General features: G+C 71.3%; 10 protein-coding genes. 7 read left to right on the forward strand and 3 right to left on the reverse strand.

What is annotated here, in order from left to right; translation table 11 throughout:
* Positions 1 to 74 precede the first annotated feature (74 nt).
* From ACN27F_RS23980 to ACN27F_RS23990, 3 genes are all read left to right on the forward strand, one after another.
* Positions 75 to 872, forward strand: a complete 798-nt coding sequence (locus ACN27F_RS23980) for an ABC transporter ATP-binding protein (protein WP_421437153.1) — start codon at positions 75 to 77, stop codon at positions 870 to 872.
* Entirely contained in the window at positions 869 to 3415 is a 2547-nt protein-coding gene (locus ACN27F_RS23985; RefSeq protein ID WP_421437156.1) for an ABC transporter permease, read from the forward strand. Before ACN27F_RS23980 ends, ACN27F_RS23985 begins: the two co-directional genes overlap by 4 nt.
* A 113-nt stretch (positions 3416 to 3528) precedes the next feature.
* Complete coding sequence (locus ACN27F_RS23990; protein WP_421440415.1) at positions 3529 to 5739, forward strand: HelD family protein; 2211 nt, start codon at positions 3529 to 3531, stop codon at positions 5737 to 5739.
* Between the two features lie 65 nt (positions 5740 to 5804).
* Here ACN27F_RS23990 and ACN27F_RS23995 read toward each other — a convergent pair whose 3' ends face one another.
* Complete coding sequence (locus ACN27F_RS23995) at positions 5805 to 6245, reverse strand: hypothetical protein (RefSeq protein ID WP_421437159.1); 441 nt, start codon at positions 6243 to 6245, stop codon at positions 5805 to 5807.
* A 9-nt stretch (positions 6246 to 6254) separates the two neighbouring features.
* Complete coding sequence (locus ACN27F_RS24000) at positions 6255 to 7166, reverse strand: ParA family protein (RefSeq protein WP_421437161.1); 912 nt, start codon at positions 7164 to 7166, stop codon at positions 6255 to 6257.
* Between the two features lie 199 nt (positions 7167 to 7365).
* On the opposite strand from ACN27F_RS24000, the gene ACN27F_RS24005 reads away from it, so the two are divergent.
* Complete coding sequence (locus tag ACN27F_RS24005; RefSeq protein WP_421439873.1) at positions 7366 to 7953, forward strand: hypothetical protein; 588 nt, start codon at positions 7366 to 7368, stop codon at positions 7951 to 7953.
* Positions 7954 to 8053: 100 nt separating this feature from the next.
* Here ACN27F_RS24005 and ACN27F_RS24010 read toward each other — a convergent pair whose 3' ends face one another.
* Entirely contained in the window at positions 8054 to 9295 is a 1242-nt protein-coding gene (locus ACN27F_RS24010) for a CobW family GTP-binding protein (protein WP_421437164.1), read from the reverse strand.
* A 72-nt stretch (positions 9296 to 9367) separates the two neighbouring features.
* Between ACN27F_RS24010 and ACN27F_RS24015 the strand changes: the two genes are divergently transcribed.
* From ACN27F_RS24015 to ACN27F_RS24025, 3 genes are all read left to right on the forward strand, one after another.
* Positions 9368 to 9916, forward strand: a complete 549-nt coding sequence (locus ACN27F_RS24015) for a winged helix-turn-helix domain-containing protein (RefSeq protein WP_421437165.1) — start codon at positions 9368 to 9370, stop codon at positions 9914 to 9916.
* Between the two features lie 225 nt (positions 9917 to 10141).
* A complete protein-coding gene (locus tag ACN27F_RS24020) occupies positions 10142 to 10429 on the forward strand; it encodes a HesB/IscA family protein (protein WP_421437168.1) in 288 nt (95 codons plus the stop codon).
* 179 nt (positions 10430 to 10608) lie between these two features.
* Complete coding sequence (locus ACN27F_RS24025; protein WP_421437171.1) at positions 10609 to 13020, forward strand: putative bifunctional diguanylate cyclase/phosphodiesterase; 2412 nt, start codon at positions 10609 to 10611, stop codon at positions 13018 to 13020.
* The last annotated feature ends 24 nt before the right edge of the window (positions 13021 to 13044 follow it).

Raw genomic sequence — 13044 nt, forward strand, 5'->3', positions numbered from 1 at the left:
CGACCCGCGACGGACCGGCAAGTGACGTAGCGCGGTGGACGACCCGCACCCGCCCCGTCCCTAGCGTGTGCCGCATGCCAACGATCACTACGACCGCGGCGGCGGTCACCGCTGTCGGCCTGTCCAAGGTGTACGGCCGGGGCGAGGCGGCCGTCACCGCGCTGGACCGGGTCGACGTCGAGTTTCCCGCCGGCCGCTTCCACGCCATCATGGGCGCGTCCGGCTCCGGCAAGTCGACCCTGATGCACTGCCTGGCCGGCCTGGACCGACCGACCGCGGGCACCGTCCGGGTCGGCGACACCGACATCACCCGGCTCGACGACCGGCGACTCACCCTGCTGCGCCGGGACCGGGTCGGGTTCGTCTTCCAGCGCTACAACCTGCTGCCCACCCTCACCGCCCTGGAGAACGTCACCCTGCCGGTGGCGATCGCCGGCGACCGGGTCGATCCTGGCTGGCTGGGTCAGGTGGTCGCCGCCGTCGGGCTGACCGACCGCCTCGGGCATCGGCCGGCGGAGCTTTCGGGCGGGCAGCAGCAGCGGGTCGCCGTCGCCCGCGCCCTGATCACCCGCCCGGCGGTGATCTTCGCCGACGAACCGACCGGCAACCTGGACTCCCGTTCCGGCGCCGAGGTGCTACGCCTGCTGCGCGACGCGGTCGACCAACTCGGCCAGACGGTGGTGATGGTGACTCACGACCCGCTCGCGGCCACCCGTGCCGACCGGGTCGTCTTTCTCGCCGACGGACGCCAGGTCGACCAACTGGACCGGCCCGACGTGGACGCGGTCCACGCGGTCATGGCCCGTCTCGACGCCGGTTCCCGCCTCGATGCCGGTGCCGGCCAGCGGCGTCCGGCCCCGATGGGCCGGTGAGCGCCGCGATGCTGCGCCACACGCTGCGGTCGCTGCGCGCCAACGCGGCACGTCTGCTGCTTTCCTCGCTCGCCATCGTGCTCGGCATCGGGTTCGTCACCGGCACCCTGATCTTCGCCGACGGGCTGGCGGTGACCGCCGAGGACCGGGCGTACGCCCTCGACCGGCCGGTCGACGTCGACCTGCGGCCCGACTACGAGCGGCCGACCGGCACCGACGCCGGCCCGCCGATCCTGCCCGCCGAACTGGTCGAACGCATCCGTGATCTTCCCGGGGTGGTCGCCGCCGAAGGGTTGATCGCCAACTACGGCATCGGCCTGCTCGATCCGGACGGCCAGGCCGTACCCGGTTTCAACGGCCTGCTCACCGTCCCGCAGCCGGAGCAGTTGCGGGCGCTGGAGGTCACCGCCGGGCGGCTACCGCAGCGTCCCGGGGAGGCGGTGCTCGACGCGCGCACCGCCGACCGGCGCGAGATCTCCGTCGGTGACGAGGTCCAGGCCAGCGGCCCCGACCAGCCGGCCCGGACGTACCGGCTGGTCGGTCTCGTCGACGTGGCCGGCACCCCGGTCGACCTGGGCGGCAGCCTGCTCGGCCTGTTGCCGGCGGACGCGCAGCAGCTCACCGGGCGCACCGACGTGGACCGGATCGTCGTCGCCGCGCGGCCCGGCACCGACCTGGCCGAGCTGGCGGCCCGGGTCGACGCGACGGCCGGGGACGACGGGGTCGCCCGCACCCGCGACCAGGTGCGCGCCGACGCCCTCGACGACGCGGTCGGCAACGGCGAGCAGTTCACCGACGTGCTGCTGGCGTTCGCGGCGATCGCCGTCTTCGTGGCCGCGTTCGTCATCGCCAACACCTTCACCATCCTGCTCGCCCAGCGGACCCGGGAGAGCGCGCTGCTGCGGCTGGTCGGCGCCACCCGTGGCCAGCTGTTCCGGGCCACGTTGGTCGAGTCGGTGGTGATCGGCGTGATCGGCGCCGTCTGGGGGCTGGCGGCCGGCGTGGTCACCGCCGCCGGCCTGCATCAGGTGTACACCATGCTCGGCAGCGGCATGCCCGCCACCATCGTGGTCACCCCGGGCACCGTGCTGGTCGCCCTGAGTGTCGGAGTGGGCGTGACGGTCGGCGCGGCACTGCTGCCGGCGTGGCGGGCGACCGCGGTGGCACCGGTCTCGGCGCTCACCGACGCCGTGTTGACCGTCGCCCGGCCGGTGGGCCGGGTCCGCCTCGGCACCGGTCTGCTGCTGATCGCGGCCGGAGTGGCCGTGCTGGCCGCCGCCGGCCACGCCGGGGAACTGCTGCTCGTGGTCGTCGGCGGCATCCTCACCTTCCTCGGCCTGGTGCTGGCCAGTCCACTGATCGTGCCGGCGGTGACCCGGCTGCTCGGCGTGGTCGCCGTGCGCGCCGGCGGCGCCACCTCCCGGCTGGCGGTCGCGAACGCGATCCGCAACCCGCGCCGTGCCGCCGCCACCGCGATGGCGCTGGTCATCGGCATCGGGCTGGTCTCGTCGTTCGCCGCCGCCGCCAGCAGTGTCAAGGCCGGCATCGAGCGTGAGGTCGCGGCCCGTATCGGTGCTGCCTTCCTCCTCACCAGCGACAGCGAACCGGTGCCGGACGAGCTGATGTCGCGGCTGGCGCAGTTGCCGCAGATCGGGCTGGTGCATCCCACCGGCGAGGGGTACGACGAGGCGACCGGGAACCTGATCGTCGCCGCGCATCCCGATCTGCTCGCCAAGACCGGCGCCACCGCGCTCGCCGGTGACCTCGCCGACCTGGCCCCGGGCCGGGCTGTCGCCGATGCGGGGAGCGGGCTCGCGGTGGGCGACGAGATCCGCCTCGAACCGGTCGAGTACGACGACGAGCAGCCGGCCGGCCAGGCCCGGACGCTGACCGTGGTCGCCGTGCTGGCCGGGACGACCGAGCCGGAGCCGGGCCAGCCCGGGCGGGTGCTGATCAGCGCGGACGATTTTGCCGCCGTCCACCCCGAGAACGGGACGTGGCTGGTACAGATCGAGCCGGCTGCCGGTATCGAACCCTCGGCGGCGGCCTCCGCCGTGGAGCAACTCGTCGTCGGCTATCCGAACGTGCAGTTCATGGACCGGGCGGCGTACGGTGCCGCGCAGAGCTCGACAGTGGATACCGCGTTGCAGTTCGTCGCCGCCCTGCTGGCACTGGCGATCTTCATCTCGCTGCTCGGGGTGGCCAACACGTTGACCCTGTCGGTGGTGGAACGGACCCGGGAAAACGCTCTGCTGCGGGCGGTCGGGCTGACCCGGGGCCAGCTGCGCGGCATGCTCAGCGTCGAGGCGGTGCTGATGGCGGTCACCGGCGCGGTCTGCGGAATCGTGATCGGGGTGGCCGGTGCGGCGAGCGTGATCGCCGCCCTCAACACCGAGAACGACGGCGTCTTCTGGCTGGACCTGCCGTGGGGCCAGTTCGGGCTGATCGTCGCGGTGGCCGGCGTGGCGGCGTTGCTCGCCTCGGTGCTGCCCGCCCGGCGGGCTCTGCGCCAGCCGGTCGTCGAGTCACTCGCCGCCGAGTAGCCGCGTGCGGGCCGGGCGGTCCAGCCCTCGCTGCCCGTTGTGGGGCTGCCCGGCCCGCTCCCGGCCCGGTACGGTGTGCCGATCGACCGGGGAGAGGACGCGCAGTGGCCGACATGTCCGCGGAGATCGCGACCGAGCAGGCGTACTTCGACGCGGCCGCCGCCGAGCGGGACCGCCGGCTGGCAAGCCTCGGTGCCCTACCTGCCAGCGGTGCCGACAAGGCTGCCGCGGCCCGGCTGCGCAAGCACGCCGAGGCTGTCTCCCGAGCCCTCGGTGACGCCGCTGACGCGGTCGCGTTCGGCCGTATCGACGACGACTCGGGCTCGGAGCCGCCGCTGTATCTCGGGCGGCACCTGATCAGCCCGGCGGACGGCGGTGACCCCTTGGTGATCAACTGGCAGTCGCCAGCGGCGGCCCGCTACTTCACCGCCACCCCCGCCGATCCGCAGGGACTGGTACGCAAGCGCAGCTATCAGTGCAGCGGCAACACCATCGAGCACCTCACCGACGTACTGTTCGCCGATATCGCCGCCGGGGTGCGCGCCGGTGGCGTCGACGAACATCTGCTCGCCGAGCTCGCCCGCGGACGCACCGGGACTTTGCGCGACATCGTGGCCACCATCCAGGCCGCGCAGTACGAACTGATCCGTGCCCCACTGGCCCAGGTGCTGGTGATCGAGGGCGGGCCCGGCACCGGCAAGACCGCGATCGCCCTGCACCGGGTCTCCTGGTTGCTGTTCCAGCATCCCGAGCTGGCCGCGGCCGACGTGCTGGTGGTCGGACCGCACCCCACCTTCATGCGCTACATCGGCCAGATACTGCCCGATCTCGGTGACGCCGATGTCGACCTGCGCGACGTCAGCCGGCTCGCCCCGCCGGTACGCCGAGGGCGTGGTGAATCCGCCGAGGTCGCCCGGCTCAAGGGCGAAGCCCGGATGGCCGCCCTGCTGGACCGGGCGCTGCGCAACCGGATCGGCGCACCGGAGCCGGCAGAGCGGCTGCTGCTCGGCAGCAGGTTCGTCACCCTGCCCGGTGCCGACATCGGTGCCGCGATCGCCGGTGCCGAGGCGGCTGTACTGCCGTACGCCGGCCGTCGGCGGTTGTTCCGCGACAAGCTGGTCGAGCTGGTCCGCAGCCGGGCCGCGGTGGACCCCGACGAGTTCGGCCAGCCGGTCGTGGCGAATCTGGTGGAACGGCTCTGGCCGCAGCAGGGTCCGGCGGCCTTCCTCCGCGACCTGCTCGCCTCCCGCCCTCGGCTCCGTGCCGCTGGTGGTGCTCCCGGTGCTGGTGGTGCTCCCGGTGCTGGCAGCGATGGCGGCGCATCGGCCGCGTTCACCGACGACGAACTCGCCGCGCTGCACCGCCGTGGGGCCGACCGCGTCTCCGAGGAGATCTGGTCCGCCGCCGACCTGCCGTTGCTCGACGAACTCGACCACCTGATCAATGGCGGGCCACAGCGCCGGTACGGCCACGTGGTCATCGACGAGGCGCAGGATCTGTCGCCTATGCAGCTGCGAGCGGTAGCCAGGCGCAGCGCCAGCGGGTCGCTGACCGTGGTCGGCGACCTTGCCCAGTCCACCGGCGTGTGGGCGCGGGACAGCTGGGACGAGGTGACGCGGCATCTGCCGGAGACCCACCCGGTGAGCACCGTGCCGTTACGGTACGGCTACCGGGTGCCGCGCCAGGCGTACGAGTTCGCCGCCCGGCTGTTGCCGGTGGCCGCGCCGGCGGTGACACCGCCGCAAGTGGTCCGTGACGGCCCTGCCGAGCCGGCTGTCCACCAGGTCGGACTGACCGAGCGGGCCGGTCGGGTCGCGGCCGTCGCCGCCGGGCACGCCGGGCGCGGCGCGTTCGTCGGAATCGTCTGCCCGCCGCGCTGCCGCCGCGAGGTGGAAGCGGCTCTCGCCGACAACGGCGTCGCCTGGAGCAGCGCCCAGCAGGGGGAACTCGGCAAGGCGATCAACCTGGTCAGCCCGGCCGAAGCCAAGGGCCTGGAGTTCGACGCGGTCGTGGTGGTCGAACCGGAACAGATCGTCGCCGACGACGCACGCGGCCACCGGATGCTGTACGTGGCGCTCACCCGTACCACCGGATTCCTTGACGTGGTCTGCGTGGGTGATCCGCTGCCGCTGGCCGTGCCGGCCAGGCCCGCGCCCACCGCCGGGCCTGGCGGGCCTGGCGGGCCTGAGTTCACCGATCGGGACGTTCGCCGGGTCGCCGAGCACCTTGCCGGCCAACTGCGGGCCGGGGCTCCTGCGAGCCGCCGGGTCGAGGTGCTCGACGAGGTACGCCGCCAGTTGGAAGACCGTCAGCTGGAGACCTGAGGCTCAAGTCCAGCTGCCGTACTGTCTCCCGCTTTCCGCCGGCTTTCCGCTTTCCGCCGGCATCGTCAGCCGGCGTTGGCCGGCCTGCTCAACACCGCCGAGGTGAGCCGGCGGCCCACCGTCGCCTGCACGATGCTCTGCTGGATGGTCGCCTTGGTCGCCCGGCTCGGTACCGCCACACCGAGTTCCTTGGCGAGGGCACGCAGGTCGGCGGCCTTCAACCGCAGGTCGTCCAGGTAACGGCCGGCGGCCGTCCGGTCGTCGATGGTGGCCAGGTCCGCCCGTACCCGCTCGACGTCGACCGCCGGTGCCGCCGGCTCGGCCCTGGTCGCGCGGGCCTTGGCGGCGCGGGTCTGTCCCGACGGCGCCGCTGCCTGCCCGACCCCGACGATCGTCAGTCGGGAGCTGCCGTCGGCCAGCGCGGCCAGCTGCTCCGGCGGCACGGTACGGAGGAACTCCGCGACCCGGATCAGCACGGCATGGGTCAGATCGGCGGTGCTTGTCACGTATGTCTCCTAGGGGCGGATCTTGGCCAGGAACTCGCTGGTGAGTTGCTGCAGCTCGTACTGGACGTTGATGTTGGCGTTCGGCAGCAGTACGGCGGGCAGACCCTGCTCGCCAGCGGCGGCGAAGAGCGTCTTGTTGTCCCGGATCATCGTCGCGAAGCGCGGAATCTCGATCGTCGCGGGATGGTTGATGAAATCCCGTAGCGCCAGCAACGGCCCCTGGCTGCTGTACTGCACCATGGTGAACACGATGCCCAGAATCTCCGGGCTGATCTGCTCGACCTTGCCGGCCGCGACCCGGTTGAAGTCGGTGACCAGTTCGGAGACCTTCTTGCGCAGGTAGTCGATGCCGAGTGTGGACAGGTAGTCGGGCCTGGCCGGGATCAGGATGTGATCACTGGCCACGATCCCGGTCCGGGTCACCATGGTGAAATTCGGCGGGCAGTCGATCAGAACGACCTGGTACGCCTCGAACGCCGGGGCGGCGAGCGCGCTGGCGAGTGCGCGGTGCAGCGGCAGGAAGCGCGGACTGCCGTGCTGGAACCGGGATCCGCCCAGATCGGCCGCGAAGTCCAGATCCGCGTCGGTGAGCATCAGATGGGACGGCACCAGGTCGAGCCGGCCGGCGCTGTGCTCGCTGATGATGTCGTTGACCATGGTCGGGGCGATGACGTACCGGTCCAGTGGCGCGGTGCCGCCGTCGTTCAACACCGTGCCGAACCACTGCAGGATGGTCCGGTCATCGGCCAGCTCCCGCTCCCACTGACTTGGGTCGAGGAACGAGAAGGTCAGACTCGCCTGCGGATCGAGGTCGATCAGCAGCACCTTGTGGCCCCGGTACGCCAGTTCAGCCCCGATGTTCGCGGTGACGGTCGTCTTGCCGACACCGCCCTTGTAGTTGATGACGGACACCACGGTCATCGGGCACTCCGTACACACATGGTCAGCAGCATGCCACGTCCCGGCCCGGAATGACCCCGCCCACCGGGGCGTTACACATGGTCGCCGCCGCGGCACCGACCGCGCGCCCCCGCACCACCATCTGACCTGTCACCCGCCCCGCCCCGGCAGGGCACCCCCCGACACGGAAGGTGGACCCCCCATGAACACCACCACCACCATCACCACCACCCTGCGCAAGACCGCCCTCGGCATCGCCGGACTCACCCTCGCCGGCGGCGCCATCACCGCCCCCGCCCTCGCCGCCGACCACACCCCCCTCACCACCCACACCACCGCCCTCGCCACCACCAACGACAACACCGACACCACCACCCTCACCCCCCACGGCACCCAAGGCACCCAATCCCACATCGACCTCGACGACGAACAGACCACCAACGCCAAAACCATCATCACCACCACCAAGAAAGCCGGCATGAACCAACGCGCCGCCGTCATCGCCACCGCCACCGCCCTACAGGAATCCAAACTGGAAAACCTCGGCCACCTCGGCGACCGCAACGACCACGACTCCCAGGGCCTGTTCCAACAACGCCCCTCCTCCGGCTGGGGCACCGTGGAACAGATCACCGACCCCGAACACTCCACCACCGCGTTCCTGGACGCCCTCAAACAAGTAGACGGCTGGCAGGACATGGCACTGACCGACGCCGCCCAGACCGTCCAGGTCTCCGCCTACCCCGACCACTACGCCCAATGGGAAACCCAGGCCGCCGAACTCGTCGCCACCCACTGGAACAGCTGACCCGCGACAGGACAACGCGAGGGCCGGACCCCGACACCGGGGTCCGGCCCTGCCGCATGTGCCCGACCTGCGGCATGTGCCCGAACGGGCGGGCAGATCGTCAGCAGCCGGCGAACGGGTCGGGCAGGGCACGCCAACCGGCCTCGCCCTCGGCGAGTTCCGCGTCGGTGACCAGGCACGAGCTGAGCAGCCGATGCAGGTCGACGGGGTCGAAGTCGACGCCGATGAACACCAGGTTGTGGTGCCGGTCGCCGTAGTAGGGGTCCCACTCCAGCGCCGCTGCCAGCCGGCGGTGAATGCCGACCTGTTCCCACCGTGCGTCCGCGACCGCGGTCAACCAGGGCCCGAGGGCACGCATCCCGATCCCGCCGCCGGCACACTGCCAGCCGATGACCGTATCCGGTTGGCTGGCCAACCACAGGTGGCCCCGCGACCGCAGCACCCGTGCGCCGATCTCGTCGAGCGCCGCGTGCAGCCGGTACGGATGGAACGGGCGGCGGGCGCGGAACACCGCCGAGACGATCCCACAGTCGGGGATCGGTTCGTGCACGCCGGTCGGGAAGCCTGCCAGGCCGCGTCCGAGTACGCCCGGCGTCTCCGGACGGTGCCGATCGGTGTGCCTCAGTTGGGCCGCCAGGCTGGTCGCGTCAATGGTCGGCTGGTCGCCGGCGCGCAGGTGCACCGCCCAGGGGGCCAACCGGTGCAGCAGTACGCCGAGCCGGTGGGCCTCGAAGGGGCCGTCCGGCGGTTCGCCCCACAGCACGACCGTGTCGGCGTACTCGATCTGGCGGGCGATCACGTCGGCGAGCGCGCGGTCGTCGTCGGGCGCCGCGTTGATGCCGAGATGGCTCAGGTCATCGGTGCTGGCCAGCCCGTCGAGCAGGTGTTCGGCGGCGACCACGGTGGCGTACGAGTCGAACCGGACGAGATCGGTTATCTCCGCGCCGTCGACCCGGCACTGGGTGCAGGCGGCCGCGAAGGCTTCGGGCTCGACCACGTCGGGCAAGACGAGCACGATGTCGCTGCTCGGACGGGTGGTGGCCAGCCTGGCCAGGGTGGGCAGGACGTCTTCCCGAAGGGTGCAGGTGACGCAGCGGCGGGTCAACTCGACGTGTGCCTGTTCGATGATGCCGCTGCCGTCACGGACCTGGCGGTGCACGACGCCGCCGGGCGCCGCGCCGAGCTCGTGCCGGACGACGAGCAGGTTGGGGTCGGCGGCGAGCAGGGTCCGGGCCACCGCCATGGTGGCAGCGGGCCAGAGACCGGACAGCACCGTGACAGCCGGTCGGGTGGCTGCAGGCGTCCGGGCGGTACGGCCGGCTTGGGCGGGCGGCGACGACATCCACGCTCTCCTCGACTGAACTGGTCTGGGACTGTTCTCGACCAACTTGAAAACGGTTGTCATTATAGTCAGATGGATGACGTGCTCAGGTTCCACCTCATCGGTCTGCTGCAGGAGTTGATCGAGGACGAGCGATCGGCCGCGACACGGCTGCCAGGCGGCGGACGGGGAGCGGGTGTCGGGTTCGGCGGCGACGGCCGGACGCTGCTTACCGCGAGGCCGGTTGCCCCAGGGCCGGTTTCCGCGAGGCCGGTTGCCGCAGGGCCGACTACCGCAGGGCCTCCTGCGGTGCCGGCTGCCGATCTGGGTGATCCCGCCGCGCTGCGGATCTGCGCCGAATCACGCACTGTGTTACTGGGACCGGTCGAGATCCCGCTTACCCGGCGCGAGTTCGACCTGCTGTTCTGCTTGGCCAGCCACCCCCGCCGGGTGTTCACCCGCGGGCAGTTGCTGGACCGGGTATGGGGACACCGCCGGTCCAGCCCGCGCAGTGTCGATGTTCACGTTCGCCGGTTGCGGGTCAAGATCGGCGAAGATCTGCCGGTCGTACGCACGGTGCACGGCGTCGGGTACCGGTTGGACGGCGGTATCCCGGTGCTGATCCTCGGCGCGGAGATTTGACGGATTCGCGGATCTCGGGCACGGTAGGCAACAGACGGCCGTTGACCGACCCAGCCCAAAGGCGTTCCCGCCGCCCGCCCTGACCGCCCGCCGCGCACCCGCCCGCTGAGCCGTCGGATCCATCCCGATCTTCACATTGACGCGTTATTCGGCGTCGACCATCACCTTCTCTGGTAAGTCCATCCCTTTCCTGTCAGAACCGAAATTCCTGGTGAAGGAGTTGTCATGCTGACCATGACCGATAACGCCGTATTCGTGATCCGCGAGATCACCACGCAGCAGCAGGCGCCGGAAGGCGCGGGGCTGCGGATCGCCGCCGATGCCGCAGCCGGCTCGCTGACCTTGACGCTCGCCGACCAGCCCATCGCCGGAGACCAGGTGGTCGACTCCTCCGGAGCCCGGGTCTTCCTGGACGCCGAGGCGGCCAAGCTCCTCGACGACAAGGCACTCGACGCTGCCGTGGACGACAACGGTGGCGTGCAGTTCGGATTCGCCGCACAGCCGGTCGGCTGAACCGCATCGCCGTCGCTCTGCGGCAACCGCCGATGCCGCTGTGGTCACTGCGGCCACTGCCGTCGCCGGCGAATCTGGTGGGCTCATCGGCCGGTGACGCAACGTCCATCCGGACATGTCCTCAGTAAACTCGGCGACAGCCGGGCGACGGTATCCGTCGCGGACGATAGATTCCGCCGGTGGCAGCTAGCAGACCGGCGGCGGACCACGCGGCCGAGGGCGCGGCGACCGGACGGGCAAGCGGTGGTGGTGTCGGCGGGCGTACCGGCGGGCAGGTGAGCGACCTCATCATCGGCGTCGCCGTCCTCGTCGTCACCGTCGAGGCCGGCTGGCTGGTCTTCGCCTGGCCGGGTGCCGCGCTGGTCAGCGATCTCGGCGCGATCACTGTGGCCGGTTGTGCCACCGCCGCCTGCGGCGTGACCGCCCGGAACCATCCACCGGTGCTGCGCCGGTTCTGGCTGCTGCTGTCCGTGACCATGGCGCTGGCCGCGACCGGGCGGATCACCTGGACGATCGGGCGGTTGGCCGGAGGCGCGTTGCCGCATACCCCGGTGATCGGGCTGATCTTCATCGCCGGACTCGTCACCGGCACTGCGGCACTGCTCACTGTGGTCTTCGCACCGCGTACCGCGGTCGGCCGGGCCCGGGTGGTCCTCGATGGAGTGATAGTCGGGCTTGCTCTGGTGCCCATTTCCTGGGTGGTGGTCTACCAGGACGTGTTCGGAGCCGGAGCCGACCTGGAGGACACGGCCCGCACCCTGGGACTGCTCTACCCGATGCTGGACCTGATCCAGCTCGCGGTGCTGATCTCGGTGGCCGGCCCGGCTCGTCCGGTCTGGCGCCCGTTGACCATTCTCGGGGTCAGCCTCGCCGTCCGAGCTGGTGCCGACGCGGTGTACGTCTCCCAGGTCGCCCAGGACCGGTACCAGCCGGGTGATCCGATCGACGTCTGCTGGCCGCTGACCTACCTGTTGGTCGCGCTCGCCACCCGACATCCACCGCCGGTGGACCTGGACGCCGACGAAACCGCCGAACCACCGCCGTTGCCCTGGTGGCGGGTGGCGTTGCCGTACCTCACGGTCGGTGGGGCGATAGCCGCGATCGTCGTCGTCGGCGAGCCGACGCCGTTGATCCTCGGCAGCGGTGTCGCGTTGTTGGCAGCCCTCGCCGTACGGCAGGCGCTGGCCGCCAACGAGAACCGCAGGCTCGCCGGCCGGCTGCGCCGCCTCGCGTACACCGATCAACTTACCGGTCTGCCCAACCGGCTGCTGTTCACCCGACGGCTACGGCAGGCGATCCTGGCGCGGGTCGCATCCGCCGCCGACCTGGCGGCGGAATCCGGAGGTCCTGGATTCGCCGTCATGCCCGGGACGGACCCGGCGGGCGCCGTCGGGTCCGGGACCGACGCTGCGGGCAATGTCGCGGTTCTGCTACTCGATCTGGATGGGTTCAAGCAGGTCAACGACCAGTTCGGACACGCCACCGGCGATGCGGTGCTGGCCGAGGTGGCTGCCCGGATGCGGGCCGTGGTCGGCGACGACGGGCTGATCGCCCGGCTCGGCGGCGACGAGTTCGCCGTACTGCTCGACCCGGCCCGTGACCCGGCGCAGCTGGCCGGCCGGATGCTGGCCGCGCTCGGCGACGGCACCGTCACCTCGGCGAGTATCGGCATCGCCGAGTACGGCCCGCAGCACAGCGGCGATGCCGACCTGCTCCGCGACGCAGACATCGCGATGTACGCGGCCAAGGCGGCCGGCAGGTCCGCCTACCGGATCTGCACGCCGACGTTGCGCGAAGCGGCGGTGAGCCGGGCCGAACTGATCGCGGACCTGCGTCGGGCGGTCGACGAAGGTTCCGGTTTCGAGCTGGCCTACCAGCCGATCGTCGACGTCGGCAGCGGTCGGGTACGCGGGGCGGAGGCGCTGCTGCGCTGGCGTCACCCTCGGTACGGTGTGCTCAGCCCGGACCGGTTCCTGCCGCTGGCCGAGGAGACGGGGCTGATCCTGCCGCTGGACCGTTGGGTGCTGGCGACCGCCTGCCGCGACGCCGCCGCCTGGCAGCAGATGGCGCCCGGGACCACCGTGGCGGTGAATCTCGCCCCGGCCCACCTGCGCCGTCCCGGCCTGATCGACACGGTCGGCGCGGCGGTGGCGGGCGCCGGACTGCCCGCACCCGGACTCACCTTGGAGTTGACCGAGACCGCGTTGATCGACAGCACCGACGAGGTGTTGGCTCGGCTCGCCCAACTGCGCGAGCTCGACGTACGCATCTCGATCGACGATTTCGGCACCGGCTACTCGTCCCTGAGCTACCTGCACCGGCTGCCCGCCACCGACCTGAAGATCGACCGTTCGTTCGTGCAGCGTCTCGACGCCCACGATCCGCGGGCGTTCGCCACGGTCGAGATGGTCACCCGGCTCGCCGGCGCGTTCGATCTGGTCGTCGTCGCCGAAGGGGTGGAAACCGCCCTGCAGCACCATGCGATCGCGGCGATCGGCTGCCCCCGCGCCCAGGGCTACCGGTACGGGCGGCCGCAGCCGGTGGCGCAGTTGCGAAAGTTGATCGTGGAACAGCCAACCGGCTGGCGATGACCGGTAGGATTCACACCCAACTGG

This window comes from Solwaraspora sp. WMMB335 (assembly GCF_049179075.1).
Classification (GTDB): Bacteria; Actinomycetota; Actinomycetes; order Mycobacteriales; family Micromonosporaceae; genus Micromonospora_E.

Bases quoted from the DNA above. Each gene is read 5' to 3' on its own strand.
- ACN27F_RS24020 (WP_421437168.1), top strand. From the start codon at position 10,142: ATGCTGACCATGACCGATAACGCCGTATTCGTGATCCGCGAGATCACC.
- ACN27F_RS23980 (WP_421437153.1), top strand. From the start codon at position 75: ATGCCAACGATCACTACGACCGCGGCGGCGGTCACCGCTGTCGGCCTG.
- ACN27F_RS24015 (WP_421437165.1), top strand. From the start codon at position 9,368: ATGGATGACGTGCTCAGGTTCCACCTCATCGGTCTGCTGCAGGAGTTG.
- ACN27F_RS23990 (WP_421440415.1), top strand. From the start codon at position 3,529: ATGTCCGCGGAGATCGCGACCGAGCAGGCGTACTTCGACGCGGCCGCC.
- ACN27F_RS24010 (WP_421437164.1), bottom strand. From the start codon at position 9,295: ATGTCGTCGCCGCCCGCCCAAGCCGGCCGTACCGCCCGGACGCCTGCA.
- ACN27F_RS24000 (WP_421437161.1), bottom strand. From the start codon at position 7,166: ATGACCGTGGTGTCCGTCATCAACTACAAGGGCGGTGTCGGCAAGACG.